The sequence below is a fragment of the Amycolatopsis balhimycina FH 1894 genome (assembly GCF_000384295.1).
GTDB classification, from domain to species: Bacteria; Actinomycetota; Actinomycetes; order Mycobacteriales; family Pseudonocardiaceae; genus Amycolatopsis; species Amycolatopsis balhimycina.
The window spans coordinates 7302346-7322264 of the sequence record NZ_KB913037.1 but is presented as its reverse complement, the minus strand read 5'-3'; the positions used below and the strand labels follow the sequence as shown (position 1 = coordinate 7322264).

The following is a 19919-nucleotide window of genomic DNA, read 5'->3' as shown; positions in this document are numbered from 1 at the left end:
CCGCACCTGGTGGCCGGCAGCAGAACCACCTTGGCCCGCGGTGTGCCGGAACACAACGCCCCTCCACCGAACGGCGGCGCGTCAGCGGAAGGCGGCCGCGTGCGCCTCGGCCCACCGGGCGAACGTGCCGGCCGGCCGGCCGGTCAGCTCGGCCACCGCCGGGTGGACCGTCGCCTCGTCGAGCGTCCCGCCGACGTAGAAGTCCCAGAACGCTTCGACGTACTCGCGCGGCATGCTCGCTTCGAGCTCGGCGCGCGTCTCGTCGTTCGTCAGGCCGACGACGCGGAGGTCCCGGCCGAGCACCTCGGCCAGCACGGCGACCTGCTCCGCCGGCCGCATCGCGACCGGCCCGGTCAGTTCGTGGATCCGTCCCTCGTGACCGCCCGCGAGCGCGAGGGCCGCCACCGCCGCGATGTCGGCGGGGTCGATGCACGCGGCCTCGACGTCGGGGAACTGGACGCGCACCGTGTCGCCTTCACGCAGTTGCGGCAGCCAGCGCAGGGCGTTCGACATGAACGCGCGCGGCCGCAGGAACGTCCAGCCCAGTCCCGACTCGCGCACCGCCCGTTCGGCCAGCGTCATGTACCGCGAGACCGCGTTGTCCAGGTTCTCGAGCGCGGCGGAACCGCCGGACAGCAGCACGATCCGCCGCACGCCCGCGTCACGCGCCCTGGCCAGCATGCCCGGCGTGTCCTCGTAGCCGGGCAGCAGGAAAACCCCTTCGACGCCCTTGAGCGCGTCGTCGAGGGTGCCGGGATCGTTGAGGTCGCCCACGGCGGCCTCGGCACCGTCCGGCAGCTCGGCGTCCGGCCGGCGCACCAGCGCCCGGACCGGCGCCCCCGCCCCGGCGAGTGCCGAAACCACTTCCGCGCCGACGTTGCCGGTGGCGCCGGTGACCAGGAACATCGCTCTACCCCCAGAGTCTCGTTCCCGGCCAGCCTAGCGCCACCGGCCGCCGTCACGCCTGAGCCTGGGCCTCGATGTCCTCGAACTCGACGACCTGGCGGATCTCGACCTCGATTTCGGAGTCGAACAGCTCGACGTACCGCTTGGCGAACTCGACGGCCTCGGCCCGGTCCGCCGCGTTGATCAGCGCGAACCCGCCGATGACCTCCTTGGCCTCGGCGAACGGGCCGTCGGTGACGCGGATCGCCGCGCCGCGCGGCTTGCGGACCAGCGCGCCCTTGTCCGTCTTGTGCACGCCCTCCGCCGTGATCAGGATGCCCTTCTCCACGGACTCCTGGATGAACGCCCCCATCGTCTCGATGAACTCCGGGCTGGGGTTCCACGCCTGCGGGTCGCGCTCGTCGATCCGGTGCATCATGAGAAAACGCATGGTCCTGCTCCCTGGTCTTCCTGGCCGGGGTCCGGTTCCTTCCGGACGCGATGACCGGCCTTCACCCCCGCGTCGATCGGCCGCGAACGGCTCTCGACATTTCTCCGGGACATTTTCCCGGGCGGAGTACTGTGACGCGCATCACCCGGAGGAAAGGTCCCGGAATGGCTGTCCTGCTCGCTGTCGGCACGCGCAAGGGTCTGTGGCTGGCGACCGGCACAGACGACCGGACGAGCTGGGAGGTGACCGGGCCGCACCACCCCATGACCGACGTGTACGCGGTCGGCATCGACACGCGCCGCGCCACGCCCCGGCTGCTGGCCGGGGTCACCAGCGAGCACTTCGGGCCGAGCGTGGCCACCAGCGACGACCTGGGCGCGACCTGGCAAGAACCCGGCCACGCCCCGATCTCGTTCCCGCCGGACACCGGCGAATCCCTCGCCAGGGCGTGGCAGCTCGCGCCCGGCCCGGCGAGCGAGCCGGACGTCGTCTACGCCGGCACCGAGCCGTCCGCCCTGTTCCGCTCCACCGACGGCGGCCGCACCTACGAGCTGGTCCGCGGCCTGTGGGACCACCCGCACCGGGAGCACTGGACACCCGGGGGCGGCGGCAAGGCGATCCACACCGTGCTCCCCCATCCGAGCGAGCCCGGCCGGATCACCGTGGCGATGTCGACCGGCGGCGTCTACCGCTCCGCGGACGGCGGCGAGTCCTGGCAGGCGAGCAACACCGGCATCAAGGCCGTCCACGTGCCCGACCCGTACCCCGAATACGGCCAGTGCGTGCACAAGGTCGCCACGCACCCGGACGAGCCGGACCGCTTCTTCGCGCAGGTCCACCACGGCGTCTACCGCAGCGACGACGCCGGCGCGACCTGGCAGTCCATCGCCGGCGGCCTGCCCAGCGACTTCGGCTTCCCGATGGTCGTCCACCCGCACCGGCCCGAGGTGATCTACACGTTCCCGCTGGTCGCGGACGCGATGCGGTTCCCGCCGGACGGCCGGTGCCGGGTGTACCGCAGCCAGGACGCCGGGAAGTCGTGGGAGGCGCTGGGGACGGGCCTGCCGGACGGGTACTGGGCCGGCGTCATGCGGGACGCGATGTGCACCGACGACGCCGACCCGGCCGGGGTGTACTTCGGCTCGCGGACCGGCGACGTCTACGCCAGCCGCGACGAGGGCGACAGCTGGCAGCTCGTCGCGGCGCACCTGCCCGACGTGCTGTGCGTCCGCGCCGCGAGGGTGTGAGACGTGCGGATCACCGTGCTGCTGCCCGGGACGCTGCGGGAGAAGGCCGGCGGCGAGTCCCGGCTGGACGTCGAGGTCGGCGAGCCGGCCACGCTGGGCGCCCTGCTCGACGCGCTCGCGCAGCGGTACCCGGCGCTGGAGCGAAGGCTGCGCGACGAACAGGCGGGGCTGCGCCGGTACGTCAACTTCTACGTCGACGGCGAGGAATGCCGCCATCGCGGCGGCGCCGCGGCCGTGCTCCGCGACGCCGCCGAGGTGCAGATCATCCCGTCGGTCGCGGGAGGCTGAGCTCGTCGAACAGCCCCGCCGCCCGGTCGGCCGTCGCGGCCGCCCGGCGGCCGGTGCTGAGCAGCGCCAGGGCGAGGAGGCCGGCGCCGAGCCCGGCGACCAGCCACCACACGCCGGCCGCGCTGCCCGCTCCCGTCCCCGCGATCGTCCCGGCGACCGCGACACCCAGCGTGGTGCCGGTCTGCCGGCCGGCCGACGCCAGCGACGAGGCCAGCCCCGCCATCGAGCCCGGCATCCCGGAAACCGCGGTGTTGGTGATCGGCGGGTTCACCGTGCCGAGGAAGACACCGAACAGCACGAAGGTCGCGAGCACGACGGGCAGCGGCGTGACCGGCCCGAGCCCCGCCGACGCGGCGCCGCCGACCGCGAGCGAGACCCCGGCGACGACGAGCGGCAGTCGCGGCCCGCGCGTGCCGACCAGCCTTCCGACCCTCGGGGACAGGGCCACGACGAGCACGCCGACCGGCAGCAGGCACAACCCCGCCGAAAGCGCCGTCATGCCCCGGACGTCCTGCAGGTACTGCGTGGTGACGAAGAGGAACGCGCCGAACCCGCACAGCGAGAACAGCGCCATCACGATCGCCCCGCTGAACGAGACACTGCGGAACAGGCGCAGTTCCAGCAGCGGGTCGGCGCGGCGGGGTTCGCAGGCGAGGATGCCCAGCACGCCCAGCCCGGCCAGGGCGAGCAGGCCGAGGGTCCACGGCGACGTCCAGCCCAGCCACCGCGCCTCGACGATGGCTTCGACGACGCTGCCGAGCACGACGACCACCAGCACCTGCCCCACCGGGTCGAACCGGCGCGCCCGGAGCGCCCGGGACTCCGGCACGAACAGCGCGGTGGCGACCAGCGCGGCGACGACGATCGGGACGTTGACCCAGAAGACGGCGCGCCAGCCGAAGCCGTCGACGAGCGCGCCGCCGAGGATCGGCCCGAGCGCCAGCGCCAGGCCGGACATCGAGCCGAACACGCCGATGGCGCGGGCGCGTTCGGCCGGGACCGGGAAGGTGGTCGCGACGATGGCCATCGCGACCGGGTTGAGCATGGTGCCGCCGGCGGCCTGCACCGCGCGGGCCGCGATCAGCCAGCCGATGCCGGGGGCCAGGCTGCACAGCAGCGACCCGAGACCGAAGGCGGCCAGGCCGCACTGGAAGACGCGCTTGCGGCCGAACCGGTCGGCGGCCGAACCGCCGAGCACGAGGAAAGCCGCCAGGACCAGCGTGTAGGCGTCGACCGTCCACTGCAGGCCGGAGACGGAGGCGCCCAGGTCGCGGCGGATCGACGGCAGCGCGACGGTGACGATGGAGATGTCCATCACCACGACGACGATGCTGGCGCAGCAGATCGCGAGCACGAGCGCCGGGCGGTGCGTAGTCGGAACGTTCATGGATTCGACGCTAAGATTTAGAGCGTGCTCGAAGTCAAGCCGATCCCCGCGGAGGGGCTGACCATCGCGGACGCGGCGCGCCGCACCGGGGTCAGCGCGCACACGCTGCGCTACTACGAACGAGCGGGCCTGGTGGTGACCCGGGTCGACCGCACCAGCGGCGGCCGGCGGCGCTACCGGAAGCTGGACCTGGAGTGGATCAAGGTCTGCACCAAGCTGCGGGCCACGGGGATGCCGATCAGGACGATCCGCCGGTACGCGGACCTGGTCGCCGCGGGCCGCGGCAACGAGCCGGAACGGCTGGCGCTGCTGGAGGAGCACCGCGCGGAGGTGCTGGCCCGGCTGGCCGAGCTGCACGAGAACCTGGAGCTGATCGACCACAAGATCGGCGTGTACCGCGGCCGCCTGGAAGCGGGCGACGCGGACGGCCTCTGGGCTCCCGCCGAACCGCGCTGACCCGCACGGCTGTTACGGCGGCCGGGCCGGGCGCGATTCCCTCAGGAGGGGCCCGGTTCGGAGGTGCGGGATGACGACCGAGGTGGCGACGTTCTGCCCGCTGTGCGTGTCCCGCTGCGGCGCCACCGCGACGGTCGACGACGGGCGCCTGCTGGCGCTTCGTCCGCTGCCCGGCCATCCGACGGGCGGGGCGATCTGCGTCAAGGGCAAGGCGGCGCCGGAAATCGTCGCGCACCCCGGCCGGCTGCTGCACCCCCTGCGCCGGACCGCCCCGAAGGGCGCGGCCGACCCGGGCTGGGAGCGCCTCGGCTGGGACGAAGCGCTGGCCACCATCGCCGCACGGCTGACGGCGATCGCCGCGGAGTCGGGACCGGAAGCGGTGGTGTTCGGCACCGCCTCACCCTCGACGTCGGCCATGTCGGACTCGGTCGACTGGCTGATGCGGCTCCGGCGGGCCTTCGGCAGCCCCAACCTGCTCACCTACATGGAGCTGTGTGGCTGGGGCCGCCACCTGGCGACCACGTACACCTGGGGCGAACCGGTGCCGGGGGCCTACCTGCCCGACCTCGGCAACGCCGGCTGCGTCCTCTACTGGGGGTACAACCCGTCGGTGTCCCGGCTCGCGCACGCGACCGCGACCACGGCCGCGCTGCGGCGGGGCGCGAAGCTCGTCGTGGTCGACCCCCGCCGGGCCGGCCTGGCGAGCAAGGCGGACCACTGGCTGCGCGTCCGCCCGGGCACGGACGGGGCGCTCGCGCTGGCGATCACGCACGTGATGATCGAGAACGGCTGGTACGACACCGAGTTCGTCGAGCGCTGGACCAACGCGTCATGGCAGGTCCGTGCCGACACCGGCGAGCTGCTGGCACCGGGCGCGGCCCCGCCGGACGACGTGCCCACGCGCCGGGTCTGGGACCTGATCGTCGACGAGTGCGCGAGGTTCGCCCCCGAGGTGGCCGAGCAGGTCACCGGCGTGCCCGCCGGGCAGATCACCGCCGCGGCCCGGCTGCTCTGGGAAGCGCGTCCGGTGGCGTTCTACACGTGGAGCGGGCTCGAACAGCAGAGCAACGCGACCCAGACCGTGCGGGCCATCGGCCAGCTGTACGCGCTCACGGGGTGCCTGGACGTGCCGGGCGGGAACGTCCTGTTCACGCCGGTACCGGCCAACCCGGTCGACGGGGCGCAGCTGCTCTCGCCCGAGCAGCGGGCCAAGGCCATCGGCGTCCGGGAGCGGCCGCTCGGCCCGGCGCGGTTCGAGTTCGTCACCGGCGAGGACTTCTACCGGGCGGCGTTGGACGGCGTGCCGTACCGGGCCCGGGCGCTGGTCAACTTCGGCGCCAACCTGGTGATGGCCCACGGCGACAGCGCGCGGGGCCGGGACGCGCTCGGCGCACTGGACTTCTTCGTGCACACGGACCTGTTCATGAGCCCGACCGCGGAGCAGGCGGACATCGTCCTGCCCGCGACGAGCGCGTGGGAAGCCGAGGCGTTGCGGATCGGCTTCGAGACCGGCCAGGACGCGCAGGCGACCGTCCAGCTGCGGCGGCCGCTGGTCGCCCCGCGCGGGGAAGCGCGTCCGGACCTGCGGATCATCTTCGACCTGGCGGTCGCGCTCGGCCTGGGCGAGCTGTTCTTCGGCGGCGACATCGAGGCGGCCTGGCGGCACCAGCTCGCTCCCAGCGGCGTCGGCCTCGAGCAGCTGAGGGCCACTCCGGAGGGAGTCCGCCTGCCGCTGGAGACGGTCCACCGCAAGTACGAACGGCGTGGCTTCCGGACGCCGTCGGGTGTGGTCGAGCTGTATTCCGAGAAGCTGCGCGAGCAGGGGTACCCGCCGCTGCCGACGTACGACGAGCCGTCGCTCAGCCCGCGTTCCCGGCCGGACCTGGCGGCCCGCTACCCGCTGATCCTGACGTGCGCCAAGTCGTTGTTCTTCTGCGAAACCCAGCACCGAGAGATCACGAGCCTCCGCAAGTCGGCACCAGACCCGCAGGTCGAGCTGCACCCCGAAACGGCGGCGGCCCGCGGCATCGCGGCCGGCGACTGGGTACGGCTGGAGACGCCCAAGGGAAGCATCCGCGCCCGGGCCAAGTTCAACGTCAACCTGGACCCGGGAGTGGTGTGCGGCCAGCACGGCTGGTGGCAGCCGGCGTCCGAGCTCGGCCAGCCGGGCTACCCCGCCGTCGGCGAGGGCAGCGCCAACCTGAACCTCGTGCTGAGCCAGGGACCGAGTGACCCGATCAGCGGCAGCTCACCGCTGCGCGCCTCGCTCTGCGAAATCAGGCCGGACCACGGCTGAGCGCTTTCGGCCGAAGTACCCCGGCGAGGCGATTTCAGGCAGTCAAACGCGCGCGCAGAGCGGCGAATTCGGCATCGGACAGTCCGTTGCCGAGGAGGTAGTCCGGCATCGTCAACGACGCGATCGTGGAGGCCAGCGATGCCTCGATGGTGGTGTTGCGGGTGGCGAGAAGCTCTGTCACGGCAGCGAGTTGGTCGCGGGCCCCGAGTTCGTCGTACCGCTGCTTCATCCGCTGGTAGGTAAGCAGGTAGTCGGCGATGATCTCCTCCGGCGCCGCTCCGGCCAGGGCGAGCAACACGAGAGCCAGCAGCCCGGTCCGGTCCTTGCCGCCGGCGCAGTGGAACACCACGCACCCCGGAGCGGCGTCGGCGATCGCACGCACGGCAGCGACGATCGGCTCGGGGTGTTCGACGAGCATCGCCGGGTAGTACAGCGGCGAGCCCAAGTTGTCGATCCCCGTCCAGTGCTCGTAAAACGGTGTGCCGACGGGGTCGAGCGGCACGTTCACAGTGGCGATCCCGGCCGGCCGCGGCGCGTGGTCCGGTTCGCCCTCGTCCGCGTCGCGCAGGTCGACGACGGCGGACCCCGTACGCCCAGGCCGCACCCCACCCGGCGGCACTCAACCGCGTCGGCGCCTCCATCCGGACCACCGCCCGCGGCCTGATCCAGCCCAGTCCGCCGAGATCACGGACGTTGACGCACCCGTCCCAGGTCAGCTCCCGGCCATTTCCGCCCGCGATCGCCATCTCCCCAGCCTAGGGGCGTCCCCGGCTGAGCCCCACCGCTGCGCGACGCCGCAGGGAGCACGCCTGTCGCGCACAACAGTGGGAGCATCACCGCGCGGTCGGCAGCTTCTCAATGATGATCCGGGTGTTCGGCCAGCTCACCGCCCCGCCCTCGGTCCGGCTGAACGGGCCGCCCAGCACATCCGGCGGGCGGGGAACCGCCTCCGGCGACCCGCTGGGTATGGCGGGGTCCGTGACGATTTCCACGACTCGGTAGTCGGCGGGCAACCGGCCTTGCTCGGCAGCCCGGAGGATGCGGGTCATGTTCGGGTTCACGCCGCGCATACCGGGAGTGACTTCGGCCCTCCCCTGGATGATGATGCGCCCGCCGGGCCGGATCGCCTGCCCGACCGTGCCGACGTCCACGTCGTAGCCACGAGGGTTATTGATGATCAACGCGTCCTGGCCTCGCAACGATGTCGGTGGCGGCCGGGTGGCGTCCCACTCCGTGACGCCAGGCCGGGGCCGGATGTCGCTGCGGGTCAGATCGACCAGATCGCGGTCGACCAGCGTCAGATCGCCGCGGCCAGGCTCAGGGGGCAGGCCCAGCGGCGCGTCCTGCGGTCCGGCGCCGACGTCCAGGACGCGGGCCGGCTGCCCGTTCGGCCGGGCGGGAACGCTCACCAGTGGCCCATCCGCGGAGAACGTGAAGTCGTCCGGGACCTGGAAATCGGGCGGAAGCCCGCCACCGCCGGTCGACGACACGGTCGCCCGGGGGCTGCCGGTCTCCAGGTCGGTGACCTCGATCCGATACGGCCCGGCCATCGCCTCGGCGCGTTGCGCGGCCCCTCCGGCTTCACCACCGGCACGGAAGATGCGTACGCTTTGCACACTGATCCCCACGAGGTTGAGCGCGCTCAACGCCATCGCCACCGCACCCATTACCTTCAGCCCGTCAGCGGCCTCCTGCTGCTCCGGGTCGAGCACGGTCGATCCGGCTCCGAGTGACAGCGTTTGGCCCTGCTCATAGGCGGCGTACCCGGAGACGAGACCGTACCCGGCGAGACCGGCGTCCATCGCCATCCCCAGCGGTGCCGTGGGCGGGAATACCGTGAGCAGCAAAGCCAGTACCGTTGCGGCGCCGACGATCACGGCTTCCGCCTCGGCGTCCGACTGGGCCCGGGCGATCTCCCCGCGGACACAGCCCTGCACGTCCTCCTCCGCGGTCGGCAGGAGCTCACGCAACACCGGTCGAGGCACCAGATAGTCGAAGCCCGGCGCGCGACACTGCCGAGCCAGAACAAGGAAGTTGTTGCGGCGCAGAAGAATCAGCTCGCGGATCCGGGCGACCACCTGGTGCGGGCCGCCGCCCGCCATGGTGTCGATGATGTCGCTGGGCAACACTTTGAACCCGTCGTCGCCGAGCTGATGAACGAAGTGGGGCAGCTGGTCGAGCAGCGACGACTCTTGCCGAACCCCGGGGAACGCGGCCAGCCGGGGATCGGATACGGCGTCCCCCCGAGCCGCCGGGCCAAGCGGTGGCTCCGGCGTGGGCGACGTGTGTTCGGCGGCGACGTGCTGTTCGAACTGTGTCATGAGATCGGGCGAGTAGCCGGACGGATCTTGATGGAACCGGCCGATCGCGTTGTTCATCTCGTGGCAGTACTGGCACCCGCCACCAATCTGGCCGGTCGCGACCCGTTGCTCAACCTGCCGGGCATACGGGTTGGTCATGTGGCTGCGCCGCTCCAACGCCGGCAGCCCTTGGCCGAGCGACGCATGGGCGATCAGGTGGCGTTCCTGCTCGTCCTCTGCCTGCTGCATCACCTGGCCGGGGGTCAGCTGGGTGTCCAGGTAGGCCTGCCACTCCCCGAGTGCCTGTTCGTTGCCTTCCAGCCGGATCGCGGCCGCCTGGCACACCACATGCTTGAAGTGTTCGAGCCGGCTGTTCAAGTTTGCCGCGTACGCCTGAGCGTCCTCCACGTCCGCGCTCATCTGGTCGCGACGGATCGCGGCCTGCGCGAACATGTCCTCTGACCACGGAGTACCGGACACGTCGTGCGGGTACTGGGCCGCGTCCTGGCGGAAGCGGTTCGCGTTGTCGATTTCCTGCCGCTTCGCCTGGAGCTCCTGCGTCATGCGGGACAGCTCCAGGTTCAGTGCCTCGTAGCCCTGCTCGGCCGTGAGCCGACGCAACCGCTCGCGCACCGCCGGGTCCGGCAGCGCACTCACGCCGTACAGGCTCGTCCCCTCCACCGGCGGTTGTGTTCCCGGCCCGGTGACACCAGCGTCCACGGGAGTGGCCACCCCGGCGTCGGTCATCGGCTGGCGCATTATCGCCGGTAGGCGACCAGCGCCGAGATTCCTGCTGACGGCGGCGTTCCCGGCGCTCGACTGAAGGCTCAGGAACGTTGCCACTTCGGGCCGCGTGACGTTCGTGGTGGCGTGCTGATCGCTCTCCGCCATCTCATTTGTTCGCGTATCCGACGACGCCCGTTGTCTGCCGCCCATGTCCAGCCCTCCGAGGCCAGCTTTGCGATTTTCGCCGGCTTCGTCAATCGACCAATACGTTGGTCCGGGCCGGGAACGGCTTTGTGACCGCACGTCCGTGATCGAGTGGCATTTGAGATCCGGTGAATCGCGGCCACCACGCTTTGGCCGGCCGGCAGCTCGCCCATGCTGTCCACGCGGAAAGGCACACCGACCGCAATGCGACTCCTACGAATCACGGAGCGGCCAGAGCCTCGGTGGGAGTCATCCGCGACGCGCGAACCGCCGGGTAGAGCCCCGCCAGCACGCCGATCGCCAGCGCGGCTCCGGCGCCTCCCCCCACCGCGGCCGGGGGAATGACCGCCGGCCACCCCTGGACCACCGCGTAACCGCCCGCGCCCAGGACGCCGAGCGTGACGCCGGCGAAGCCGCCGAGCAGGCACAGCGCGACGGACTCGGCGAGGAACTGGCCGCGGATCTGGCCGCGCGTACTGCCCAGCGCGCGCCGCAGGCCGATCTCCCGTTTGCGCTCCATCACCGAGATCACCATCGTGTTGGCGACGCCCACTCCGCCGACCAGCAGCGCCACCCCGGCCAGGCCGAGGAACAGCCCGGAGAACGCCGTCTCGGTGATCCGCTTGGCGGCCAGCGCGTCCGAGGGACGGCTGACCTCGACGCGGGCCGGGTTTTCCGGGAACAGCGTGGCGGCCAGGACCCGGCGCACGTTCTCCACCTCGGGCTCGGCCGACCGCACGAAGACGGTCGTCGGGTGCCCGTCGAAGCCCAGCCACTGGCGGGCCGCGCCCCAGCCGACCAGCACGGACCGCTCGACGTCCGGCGCGAGCGGTGCGGGCGCGAGGATGCCGGCCACCACGAACCACCGGTCGCCGATCCATACCGTCGGTGCCCGCGAGCCGAGCTCGGTGATGCCGAGCCGGGTCGCGGCCTTGTCCCCCAGCACCACCACCGGCAAGCCGGACGTGCCTTTGGTGAGGTAACGGCCGGACGAGACCTGCGCGCCGATGGCCGGCAGCAGGTCGGGCCGCGCCGCGAGCACGGTCAGGCCCGACCCCTGCTCGGGCGGGATGCGGTCGGTGCGCCGGACGCTCGCGTGCGTGTTGGCGACGGCGCTGGCCAGCTCCACCGGCCCGATCCGCGCCGCCATCACCGCGGCGGCCTCCGGCACCGCCGGCAGCTGCTGCGTAACCGGGTCGAACGTCGCCTGGGCCCGCAACAGGTTCGTGCCGAGTTCGGACAGCTGACGGTCCAGGGCCACCCGGCTCGACGCCGGGATGCCCGACACCACGATGATCGTCGCGATCCCGATCGAGATCCCCAGCGCCGACAGCACCGCCCGCACCGGGCGGCTGCGCAACCCGGACAGCCCGAGTCCCACCACATCGAGGAGGCCGAGCCGGACGTTCTTCACGACAGGACTCCGATCGTCCGCCGGGAATCGGCGCGGACGCGGCCGTCGCGCAGTTCGATCCGGCGCGGCATCGAGGCGGCGATCTCGCGGTCATGAGTGATGACCGCGATGGTCGCGCCCGCCTGGTTGAGCGTGCGGAGCAGTTCCAGGATCGTGTGGCCGGTGACGGTGTCGAGGGCGCCGGTGGGTTCGTCCGCGAGCACGATGGCCGGGTCGCGGGCCAGGGCGCGGGCGATGGCGACGCGCTGGCGTTCGCCGCCGGACAGCTCGTGGGGCCGGTGCCCGGTGCGGTGTCCGAGACCGACGCGGGCCAGTGCGTCCATGGCCAGGGCGCGGCGACGGCGCCGGGGCACCCCCGCGTAGAGCATCCCGGTCATCACGTTCTCCGCGGCGGACAACCCGTCGGAAAGGTGGAACTGCTGGAACACGAAGCCGATCCGGCGGGCCCGCAGCGCCGACAGGCCGCGGTCGGACAGCCGCGAGACGTCCTGGCCGTCGACCTCGAGGGTGCCGCCGCTCGGCCGGTCGAGCGTGCCCATCAGGTGCAGCAGGGTCGACTTGCCGGAACCGGACGGGCCGGCGATGGCCAGCAGTTCGCCCGGCCACACCGACAACGACACGTCGTCGAGCGCGCGCACGTCACCGGCGTAGACCTTGCTGACGTTGCGCAACGACAGCACCGGGGTCATGAAGCCCTCACCACGCGCAGGCCTTCGGTCAGGCCGGTTCCGCTGACCTCGACGAGGTCTCCGGCGAACATCCCCGTCCGCACGGCGACCAGCCGGGTGCCGCCGCGTTCGGCGACCTGCACGGCGTATCCGCCCTCGCCGAGGGCGAGCAACGCGGTGACCGGCACCGCCAGCACCCCCGTCCGGCTCTGGCCGGGGAGCTTCACCTGCACCTGCCCCGAATCCATCGAGGCAGCCGCGTTCTGGTCGTCGATGGTGATGGTCGCGATCTGCTTGGGCGTCCCGGTTTCCGTGCCCTGGCCCTGGGGTGCCGGGGCGAGGGTGGTCACCACGCCCGTGGTCTGCGCTCCGCCCGGCAGCACCAGCGTGACCTTGGCGCCGGGTTTCGCGGCGGCGACGTCGAGCTGCGCCGGGTCGATCTGAGCCGTGACCGACTTGCCCACACCGGTGTAACCGAACAGTTCCGCGGCCGCCGACGCGCCGGGCTGGGCCTTCAGCGCATCGATCCGGACGGCGGAGGGCAGGACCACGGCGTCACCCACGTCGAGGAAGCCGGTCTCGTCCATGCCGTTCGCCTTCTGCCAGCGCTTCAGGGCGGCTTCGGTGTCCGGGGTGAACTTGTCGCCCTTGGCGTCGACGCGATATCCGAACGCGCGCAGGTTGGTCAGCAGCTCCCGCACATCCGGGCCGGGCGTCACGGTCACGTCCAGCTTGCGGTACAACGGCGTGCTGCCGAGCAGCAGCGGCACCGGTTTGGCGTCCACTGTGTACAGTTTCTTGCCCGCCCCGATCACCGTTCCGGGCGCGGGTAGCCAGGTCAGCGTGCCCGCCCGGCGGCCGGTGAACGTCACCGGCTGGCCGTAGCCGATGGTTCCGCTGACGGTGACGGACGTGCTGAGGTCGGTCTTGCGGACCTCCACGGTGTCCGCGGCCGCCGGCGCGGCCGCTGGCGGCGCGGGCGGCGGTTCGGCGAGCCTGCTGTACACGAGCACCCCGCCCGCACCGGTGACCAGCAGCGCGGCCAGCGCGGGCACCAGCCACTTCTTCATCGGCCCCCGCCGGAGGACAGTTCCTTCTCGCACCGGGGAGTCAGGTTGAGGCCCTTGGTGATCGAGTCCTGGTCGTTGTCCTTGCCGCCGAACTCGATCGCGGTTCGATCGTCGCCCGGCTTGACCGGCGACTCCTCGACCAACCGCACGCCCTTGGCGCGCAGGCACAGCACCATCTTGTGGAGGAAGTCGGCGGCCTGGGGGTTGGCGGTGTCGTACTCCCACGGTGGCAACGGTTTCTTGCCCACGCAGGCAGCCTCGGCCGCCGCCTCCTTCGCGGGGTCCGGCCGGCCAGGCACGGCTCCCGTCCCCGAACCCGCTCCCGTTCCCTTATGGGGCAGGCCGTTCTCGCCCAGGCACCGGTCGTAGGCGTCGTAAAGCTGGGCGCTCTCTTCCGGCGTCATGTCCAGCCGCTCCCGCGGCCGGGCCGCCGCGGTGCTCCCGTTCGCTGCCGAGGACGGCGTCGCGGCAGCCTGGGAGGTCTGGAGGGTGGCCACCTTCTGCTCGGGCGGCGGTGGCGTCGAGCACCCGGCCATGAGCACGGCGGCGGTGATCGCAGCGAGGTACCGCAGGGGTCTCATGCCGCAGAGAATGCCCGGGAAATGTGAAGGACCTGTTGTGACGCCGTTCAGGTTCCTTCTCCCGGCAGCCGGATGGTGAACGTCGTTCCCGCACCGGCGGCACTGGCCACCGTCACGCTCCCGCCGTGCGCCTCGACGAGGTGCTTGACGATCGCGAGCCCCAGGCCGCGACCGCCGGTGGCGCGGCTGCGGGAGCGGTCCGCCCGCCAGAACCGGTCGAACACGTGCGGCAGGTCTTCCGGCGCGATCCCGGACCCCGTGTCGCTGACCTGCACCACGACTTCGTCGCCCGAGCGCAGGCCCCGCAGCACGATCCGGCCGCCCGGCGGCGTGTGCTGGATGGCATTGGCCACCAGGTTGCCCACGGCCTGCCGCAGCCGGACCGGATCGGCGGTCAGCTGCAACACCCCGGACGTCTCCACTTCCAGGTCCGTCGGGTGGGCCGCGGCGACCTGCCGGAGCAGCTCGCCGGCGTCCATCGGTTCGGGCCGGAGGCGGAACTCGCCCGCGTCCGCCGAGGCCAGTTCCTGCAGGTCGTCGACCAGTTGCTGGAGCACGAGCGTCTCCTCCAGCAGGGACTCCACCAGCGCCGGGTCCAGGTCCGCGACGCCGTCCTGCGCGGCGACGAGCCAGCCGCGGATGGTGCCCAGCGGGGTGCGCAGCTCGTGCGACACGTCGCTGACCAGGTCCTTGCGCTGCTTTTCGGTGCGCGCCAGGTGTTCGGACATCTGGTTGAACGCCTCGGCCAGCTCCGCGATCTCCCAGCGCGCCGACACCTCGGCACGGGCCGACCGATCCCCGGCCCGCATCCGCTGGGTCGCGGCCGTCAGCACCCGCAACGGCCGGAGCACGCGTCCCGCGAGCAGGACGCTCATGCCGACCGTCAGCACGAGGATCACCAGGGCCGCCGCGAAGATCCGCACCGCCCCGGCGGCGGGCAGCCCGACCACGGTCGGCGCGTCCGGCGGCGCGCTGACGAACAGCAGGGCCGCCGGCGCGACGTACGGCGTGAGCTGGATCCGCCTGCTCACGCCGAGACATTCGAAGAACACCTGCCGGTCGGCGCCCGCTTCGGCGGGCTGGAGCCCGCCGTCCGGGGTCAGGGCCGCCTGGTACGCACGTTGCCCACGGTCCTTCAGGCAGCCGCCCAGGTATTCGTTCAGCACCTGCAGCGCGACCTTCTCGGTCAGCGTCGGGCCGGCCATGTCCGCGGGGCAGCGACCGCCCTGGCCCGCCCGGAGGTAGGACCGGCCGCTCTCGGACGTGGCGATCTCGGCGGACAGCCCGTCCGCGGTCAGGCAGCCCGCTTGTTTCTCCACGATCGCCCGGACCGCGTCACGTTCGGGCGGCAGCAACCGGAACGGCCCGACCGCCCGCGGGTCGATGCGGTCGTCGGGTGTCTTCGGCGCCAGCGTCACGTCGACGGCCAGCGGGTCGGCCACGGCGGACGGCTGCGCGGGCAGCGGCGGGTCGTCCGGCCCGAACGCCCCGGCGATCGGCACCCGGTTGCCGGTGGTGAGCCCGATCCGCAGCCCGGTTCGCCGGCCCAGATCCGCGAGGACCGGCGCCACCCCCGTCCAGCTCGGGTGGGTCGCGCCGTAGGCCAGCACGCCGTCGTAGATCCGGGCTACGCTCGCCCGGTTCTCCCCCTGGGCGGCGCGCAACGTGCCGGTGGTGCTCTGCACGGACAGCCACGCGGTCGCGCCGATCGAGCACACCGCGACCAGCGTGGTCCCGGCGAGCAGGCGCAGGCGCAGGCCGCGGCGGCGCGGCTCAGTCGTCCGCACGGCCGTCGACGACCTTGTAGCCGATGCCGTAGACGGTCCGCAGGTACCGCGGGCCGGCCGGGTCGGCCTCGATCTTCTTCCGCAGGTTGCGCACGTGCACGTCGATGGTCCGCTCGGTGATGAACCCGTCCAGGCCGTAGGCGTGCTCGAGCAGCTGGGCCCGGCTGAACACCTGACCGGGCGCGGCCGTGAGGGTCGCGAGGATCCGGAACTCGGCCGGGGTGCACGCCACGAGCCGGTCACCGATCCGCACCTCGTGCCTCAGCACGTCCAGAGACAGGTCGCCCACCCGCAACGGCGGGGCGGCGGTCCCGGTCGCGGGGCGGGTCCGCCGCAGCAGGGCCCGCACCCTGGCCATGAGCTCCCGCGGGTCGTAGGGCTTGGTGAGGTAGTCGTCGGCGCCCAGGTCGAAGCCGAGCAGCTTGTCTTCGGCGCCGGCCCTGGCCGTGACCATCAGCACCGGCAGGTCGTACTCGCGCCGCAGCACGCGGCAGACGTCCAGCCCGTCGACACCGGGCATCATCACGTCGAGCACGAGAAGGTCCGGCGGCTGACGGCGAACCTCGTCGATCGCCGAACGGCCGTCGGACACCACCAGCACGGTATGCCGTTCGTGGCTCAGGTAGCGGCGGACCAGCTCGGCCTGTTTGGGATCATCCTCGGCCACCAGCACGTAGGCACACACGGGCCCATCATGCCCGGCGGTGGGAGGTCCGGAGATCAGTCCGGCAAAGCCGAGGCCCGGCAGAAGCGGCTGACCGCGCCGGCCGGAGCAGGCCCCAGCCATCACAAGGTCACAGTTCACTACCCGTAGTAACGGTCAAGTCGGACATGGCGACTACCGGAAACCAGGGCGCCAGTACGTGAGGAGCCGACATGACACGCGGAGCAGCGATCGGCGGATCGATCACCTTCATCAGCGTGATCGGGCTGCCCCTGCTGCTCGCGGACCACACGTGGCGGTGGAACGAAATCGCCGCGTTGTGCGTGGCCGCCTTCATCGGCGCCGGCCTCGTCGTCTTCTTCTGGCTGGCCGCAATCGCCGATTCCGGACCGCCTCGACCGGCCAGACCAGTCGAGACTCGAACCCCCATTGTCTTCATGCTGGCGGCGGCCGGCGGGATCTGGCTCGCTCTGTTCATCGTCATTTCGGTCTTCACAGCTCTGCTTGACGGACTTGCCTCTTTCGCCGAAGCAAGTTACTGGGAGGCTTGGGCTTTCGTCCTCGCGATGTTCTTGGTCGTGTTCACGGTGGCCGGCTACCTCGAAGTCACGCAGGCGGCTGTGCGGCACCGCGCGCAGAAAAAACGTGCACGGAGACGGTCGCGGCCACGTGATATCGCCGTGCTCGGCGATGCCGGCCGCGCCGCACGACAGCTGTGGCACAAGGCACTGACCAAGCTGGCGCGACGACGCATCGCGCTACGGCTGCCGCTCATCTTGGTCGCGGCCACGGTCGCCGCCATGTCCGCGGGCAAGGGACTCGGCGGAGTCGCCCGCCTGGTCGTCGTCGCCCTGGCCGCATTCCTGCTGCTGTGGACGATGGTGTCCGCGATCCGAGCCGACTGGGGAAATCCGCTCTTGCTGGTCGTCCGGGTGACCGGCGGCGTGGATGGAATCGCGATCACCGGCGGCCAGGTGCCGGGAATCGGTTCGGTTGCGACGTCGGTCGTACAAAACGGCACAGCGAGGACACTCGATGTCGACGTTCGGGCCGCCTCCTTCCTGCGCCCTGACGGGACCCTGGTGTCCTGCCCGCACTGGCGCGGGAAACAGAAGGTCGGCGTCCGGCGTGCGGTACTGCGCCAGGTCATCGAAGGCGAACGATGCGTGCTGCTGTGTTCGGGCAACGGCGTCGCTTTGGACATGCTCGGCCATTTCACATCCAAGCTCGAGGCGCGGAAAAGGCCTGCCGGAGGCGGCGAAAAATGAACGACGCACAAAAGGTCGAAGCCAAGGCCGCCGCGCCGCCGCAGGAGACGTCCCAGGGCCCGGTGACGGTTCCGGACCGGCCGATCACCTGTGCGACCGAGGATCGGCTCGGGTTCGCCGCCTATGCCGGGGTGTTCACCGCCTACTTTCTGCATCACGACACGCCGACCCCGCTCACCCTGGCGGTCAGCGGGCCGTGGGGATCCGGCAAGACATCACTCGCGTGGCTGATCGACGAGCGGCTGAAGGTCACGGAGAACTGGCGCGGTCGCTGGTTCGAAGAACCGCTGACGTGCCGGTTCAACGCGTGGCATCACGCCGACGCACCCAACATCGGGGTGGCTCTCGCCGCGCACGTCGGCCGGCTCCTGGGACCGGAACGGCATCTCTGGCTACGCGCCCTCCAACCGTTGCCCACGACCATGCTGAGCCCCAGCCGCCGCTGGTGGCGGCGGATCTGGCAGGGAATGGCCGGCGTCTTCCTGGCCCTCGCCGGGCTGATGGCTCTGGTATGGCTGTTTCCCGCGCTGCACGACAAGATGGGCCCGATCGGCGCTGTGCCGGCGCACGCGACGAACCCGGTGGTGCTGGCCGCAGCGGGATCAGCGCTGCTCGCTCTGGCCACGCGCGCCTACAAGGCCGCCGGCCTGCTGGGCAGCTATCTGGAGACACCGCAGGCACTCGCGGCCAAAGGCTCGATCGCCGAGGTGCGCGCGCATCTCGGCGTCCTGGTGCGGCAGGCGTTGCGACAACGCCCCGGCGGCAAAGCCACTCGACGGCTGGTGATCTTCATCGACGACCTCGAACGATGCCCGGGCGACAAAGCGCTCGGGCTCTGCGAGGTCGTCTCGCAACTGCTGGACCATCCTGGGGTGATCGTGGTGCTGATCTCCGATCTCGCCCCATTGGCCGCGGCGGCCGCCACCCGGTACCAGGAAGCCGACACGGGCGTACCCGCCGCCGTACTCGGTCAGCGCTATCTGGACAAGCTGATCAACATGCGCTTCAACCTGCCGCCGTTGAGCACCGCGTCGGTCCGGCGGCTGTTCGACAATGAGCCCACGGTGGGAGGCCCCTGATGGAATCCAGTGTCGCGGAGATGGTCACCGCAGCGGTGCGGACCGTCGACAAGTTCTCGGTGTGGAGGTCCGCGTTCGAACGGGCGACGAGAGTGGCGGTCTCAGGCGGCATGGCGTTCGTATTCCTGTCCGCTGCCGACTTGATCTCCGCAACGACCGTTTGGGCAGCGCCACTTGTGGCGGCAATGGCGGCCTTCCTGAGTTCTGTGTCGACAAGGCTCATGGGGGCCGAGTACAAGGGGTCCGCAGGGTCAGTGGCGTTCTTTTTCGCGCTGCGAACGGCAATATACGTCGCGCCGCCGTCAATTCTCGTGGTCACGATCTGGCCTGCGTTCACGTCCGGCTCCTTGGCGCAGGCGCTGGCGGTCGGCGGTTCTGCCGGCGTGCTCGCGCTGTCTGGTGAATTCGCCGCCGTGGCGTTGGACCAGGGCGGTAGCGTCGTAGCGCAGGAAGTGAGGTCGAAAGCCGCCGAGGAAGCGGTGCTCGCCACCGAAGGCCCCGACCAGGTGGACACCGACGGGTCCGACGTGTCCGCAGTCCAGGTAGACGCACAGCTCGCCTACCGCTACCAGCGTGCCCGCCAGGACGCCGAAGACGAGGTACGGAGCTACCTGCCCGCCAACCCCCGCACGGCCAAGCGCATGGTCAACCACATCTCACTCGGCATCGCCATCGCCGAGCAGCGCGGCTTGTTCGACAGTCCCACGATCACCCGGCAGCATCTTCGCAAGTGGATCGGAATCTCGGAGCAGTGGCCGGCACTCGCCACCGCACTCACCGCGGCACCCGAGCGCATCGCCGACCTGGAGAAGGCCGGCCTGCCCGAACTGCGGAGGCTCATCGACGAACTCGCTCCCGGGACCCTGTGTTCGGACGAGCTTCGGCTACGGCTGAAAGAGGGTGTGCCACTCGGTGACATACTGCCCCAGCTGGTCCAATTCGAGCTCCGGCTGACCGAACCCCCCGGATTGCGCAACCCCTCAACCGAATCGGAGCCTCATGGTTGAGCCCAGGCAGCCGCACCGGGGTTCGGCACTCCCGGTGACGACAGGGAGTACCGGACGGTCAGCGGTCAAGCCACGGACCGGCCGCGGTGTGCCGGACAATTTCGGGTAAGCGTGGCAGCGGGCCACCCTCCGGGCCGACCG

General features: G+C 71.5%; 18 protein-coding genes. 7 read left to right on the top strand and 11 right to left on the bottom strand.

The window, feature by feature from the left end:
- Window positions 1-81: 81 nt before the first annotated feature.
- Window positions 82-906, bottom strand: coding sequence for an NAD(P)H-binding protein (locus A3CE_RS0133645; protein ID WP_020644501.1), 825 nt, complete (start codon window positions 904-906; stop codon window positions 82-84).
- 52 nt (window positions 907-958) lie between these two features.
- Window positions 959-1336 (bottom strand): YciI family protein, encoded by a 378-nt coding sequence (locus tag A3CE_RS0133640; RefSeq protein WP_026469125.1) that lies wholly within the window; start codon window positions 1334-1336, stop codon window positions 959-961.
- 164 nt (window positions 1337-1500) lie between these two features.
- Here A3CE_RS0133640 and A3CE_RS0133635 point away from each other — a divergent pair, with 164 nt between their 5' ends.
- A complete protein-coding gene (locus tag A3CE_RS0133635; RefSeq protein ID WP_020644499.1) occupies window positions 1501-2583 on the top strand; it encodes a sialidase family protein in 1083 nt (360 codons plus the stop codon).
- Window positions 2584-2586: 3 nt separating this feature from the next.
- Window positions 2587-2871 carry a ubiquitin-like small modifier protein 1 gene (locus A3CE_RS0133630; protein WP_020644498.1) on the top strand — a complete coding sequence of 95 codons (285 nt, stop codon included), beginning with the start codon at window positions 2587-2589 and terminating at the stop codon, window positions 2869-2871.
- On the opposite strand, the gene A3CE_RS0133625 is transcribed toward A3CE_RS0133630, so the two are convergent.
- Complete coding sequence (locus tag A3CE_RS0133625) at window positions 2846-4258, bottom strand: MFS transporter (RefSeq protein ID WP_026469124.1); 1413 nt, start codon at window positions 4256-4258, stop codon at window positions 2846-2848. The genes A3CE_RS0133630 and A3CE_RS0133625 overlap by 26 nt on opposite strands.
- Window positions 4259-4282: 24 nt before the next feature.
- On the opposite strand from A3CE_RS0133625, the gene A3CE_RS0133620 reads away from it, so the two are divergent.
- A complete protein-coding gene (locus A3CE_RS0133620; RefSeq protein WP_020644496.1) occupies window positions 4283-4714 on the top strand; it encodes a MerR family transcriptional regulator in 432 nt (143 codons plus the stop codon).
- 70 nt (window positions 4715-4784) lie between these two features.
- Complete coding sequence (locus tag A3CE_RS0133615) at window positions 4785-7010, top strand: molybdopterin-containing oxidoreductase family protein (RefSeq protein WP_020644495.1); 2226 nt, start codon at window positions 4785-4787, stop codon at window positions 7008-7010.
- A gap of 34 nt (window positions 7011-7044) precedes the next feature.
- Here the strand turns inward: A3CE_RS0133615 and A3CE_RS52025 are convergent, their stop codons facing one another.
- The 8 genes from A3CE_RS52025 to A3CE_RS0133575 all read right to left on the bottom strand — a co-directional run bounded on the left by A3CE_RS52025 (window position 7045) and on the right by A3CE_RS0133575 (window position 16445).
- Window positions 7045-7614 (bottom strand): tyrosine-protein phosphatase, encoded by a 570-nt coding sequence (locus A3CE_RS52025; protein ID WP_245589629.1) that lies wholly within the window; start codon window positions 7612-7614, stop codon window positions 7045-7047.
- Between the two features lie 229 nt (window positions 7615-7843).
- Window positions 7844-10201 (bottom strand): hypothetical protein, encoded by a 2358-nt coding sequence (locus tag A3CE_RS0133605; RefSeq protein ID WP_020644494.1) that lies wholly within the window; start codon window positions 10199-10201, stop codon window positions 7844-7846.
- Window positions 10202-10460: 259 nt separating this feature from the next.
- Window positions 10461-11654, bottom strand: coding sequence for an ABC transporter permease (locus A3CE_RS0133600; RefSeq protein WP_020644493.1), 1194 nt, complete (start codon window positions 11652-11654; stop codon window positions 10461-10463).
- Window positions 11651-12343, bottom strand: a complete 693-nt coding sequence (locus A3CE_RS0133595; RefSeq protein WP_020644492.1) for an ABC transporter ATP-binding protein — start codon at window positions 12341-12343, stop codon at window positions 11651-11653. Before A3CE_RS0133595 ends, A3CE_RS0133600 begins: the two co-directional genes overlap by 4 nt.
- Complete coding sequence (locus tag A3CE_RS0133590) at window positions 12340-13392, bottom strand: peptidoglycan-binding protein (RefSeq protein WP_020644491.1); 1053 nt, start codon at window positions 13390-13392, stop codon at window positions 12340-12342. Before A3CE_RS0133590 ends, A3CE_RS0133595 begins: the two co-directional genes overlap by 4 nt.
- Window positions 13389-13973: a lipocalin/fatty-acid binding family protein gene (locus tag A3CE_RS0133585; protein ID WP_020644490.1), complete on the bottom strand. Its 585-nt coding sequence runs from the start codon at window positions 13971-13973 to the stop codon at window positions 13389-13391. Before A3CE_RS0133585 ends, A3CE_RS0133590 begins: the two co-directional genes overlap by 4 nt.
- 47 nt (window positions 13974-14020) lie before the next feature.
- Window positions 14021-15760 (bottom strand): sensor histidine kinase, encoded by a 1740-nt coding sequence (locus A3CE_RS0133580; RefSeq protein WP_020644489.1) that lies wholly within the window; start codon window positions 15758-15760, stop codon window positions 14021-14023.
- Window positions 15747-16445 carry a response regulator transcription factor gene (locus A3CE_RS0133575; RefSeq protein ID WP_020644488.1) on the bottom strand — a complete coding sequence of 233 codons (699 nt, stop codon included), beginning with the start codon at window positions 16443-16445 and terminating at the stop codon, window positions 15747-15749. Before A3CE_RS0133575 ends, A3CE_RS0133580 begins: the two co-directional genes overlap by 14 nt.
- Before the next feature lie 191 nt (window positions 16446-16636).
- Here A3CE_RS0133575 and A3CE_RS0133570 point away from each other — a divergent pair, with 191 nt between their 5' ends.
- Genes A3CE_RS0133570 through A3CE_RS0133560 form a run of 3 tightly spaced genes read left to right on the top strand, consistent with a single transcriptional unit; the run spans window position 16637 to window position 19778 of the window.
- Window positions 16637-17692, top strand: coding sequence for a hypothetical protein (locus A3CE_RS0133570; RefSeq protein ID WP_020644487.1), 1056 nt, complete (start codon window positions 16637-16639; stop codon window positions 17690-17692).
- Window positions 17689-18771 (top strand): KAP family P-loop NTPase fold protein, encoded by a 1083-nt coding sequence (locus A3CE_RS0133565; RefSeq protein WP_020644486.1) that lies wholly within the window; start codon window positions 17689-17691, stop codon window positions 18769-18771. Before A3CE_RS0133570 ends, A3CE_RS0133565 begins: the two co-directional genes overlap by 4 nt.
- Entirely contained in the window at window positions 18771-19778 is a 1008-nt protein-coding gene (locus A3CE_RS0133560) for a hypothetical protein (protein ID WP_020644485.1), read from the top strand. Before A3CE_RS0133565 ends, A3CE_RS0133560 begins: the two co-directional genes overlap by 1 nt.
- The last annotated feature ends 141 nt before the right edge of the window (window positions 19779-19919 follow it).

Coding starts and splice junctions, on each gene's coding strand:
- A3CE_RS0133645 (WP_020644501.1), bottom strand. CDS start 906: ATGTTCCTGGTCACCGGCGCCACCGGCAACGTCGGCGCGGAAGTGGTT.
- A3CE_RS0133640 (WP_026469125.1), bottom strand. CDS start 1,336: ATGCGTTTTCTCATGATGCACCGGATCGACGAGCGCGACCCGCAGGCG.
- A3CE_RS0133635 (WP_020644499.1), top strand. CDS start 1,501: ATGGCTGTCCTGCTCGCTGTCGGCACGCGCAAGGGTCTGTGGCTGGCG.
- A3CE_RS0133625 (WP_026469124.1), bottom strand. CDS start 4,258: ATGAACGTTCCGACTACGCACCGCCCGGCGCTCGTGCTCGCGATCTGC.
- A3CE_RS0133615 (WP_020644495.1), top strand. CDS start 4,785: ATGACGACCGAGGTGGCGACGTTCTGCCCGCTGTGCGTGTCCCGCTGC.
- A3CE_RS0133605 (WP_020644494.1), bottom strand. CDS start 10,201: ATGGCGGAGAGCGATCAGCACGCCACCACGAACGTCACGCGGCCCGAA.
- A3CE_RS0133595 (WP_020644492.1), bottom strand. CDS start 12,343: ATGACCCCGGTGCTGTCGTTGCGCAACGTCAGCAAGGTCTACGCCGGT.
- A3CE_RS0133590 (WP_020644491.1), bottom strand. CDS start 13,392: ATGAAGAAGTGGCTGGTGCCCGCGCTGGCCGCGCTGCTGGTCACCGGT.
- A3CE_RS0133585 (WP_020644490.1), bottom strand. CDS start 13,973: ATGAGACCCCTGCGGTACCTCGCTGCGATCACCGCCGCCGTGCTCATG.
- A3CE_RS0133570 (WP_020644487.1), top strand. CDS start 16,637: ATGACACGCGGAGCAGCGATCGGCGGATCGATCACCTTCATCAGCGTG.
- A3CE_RS0133565 (WP_020644486.1), top strand. CDS start 17,689: ATGAACGACGCACAAAAGGTCGAAGCCAAGGCCGCCGCGCCGCCGCAG.
- A3CE_RS0133560 (WP_020644485.1), top strand. CDS start 18,771: ATGGAATCCAGTGTCGCGGAGATGGTCACCGCAGCGGTGCGGACCGTC.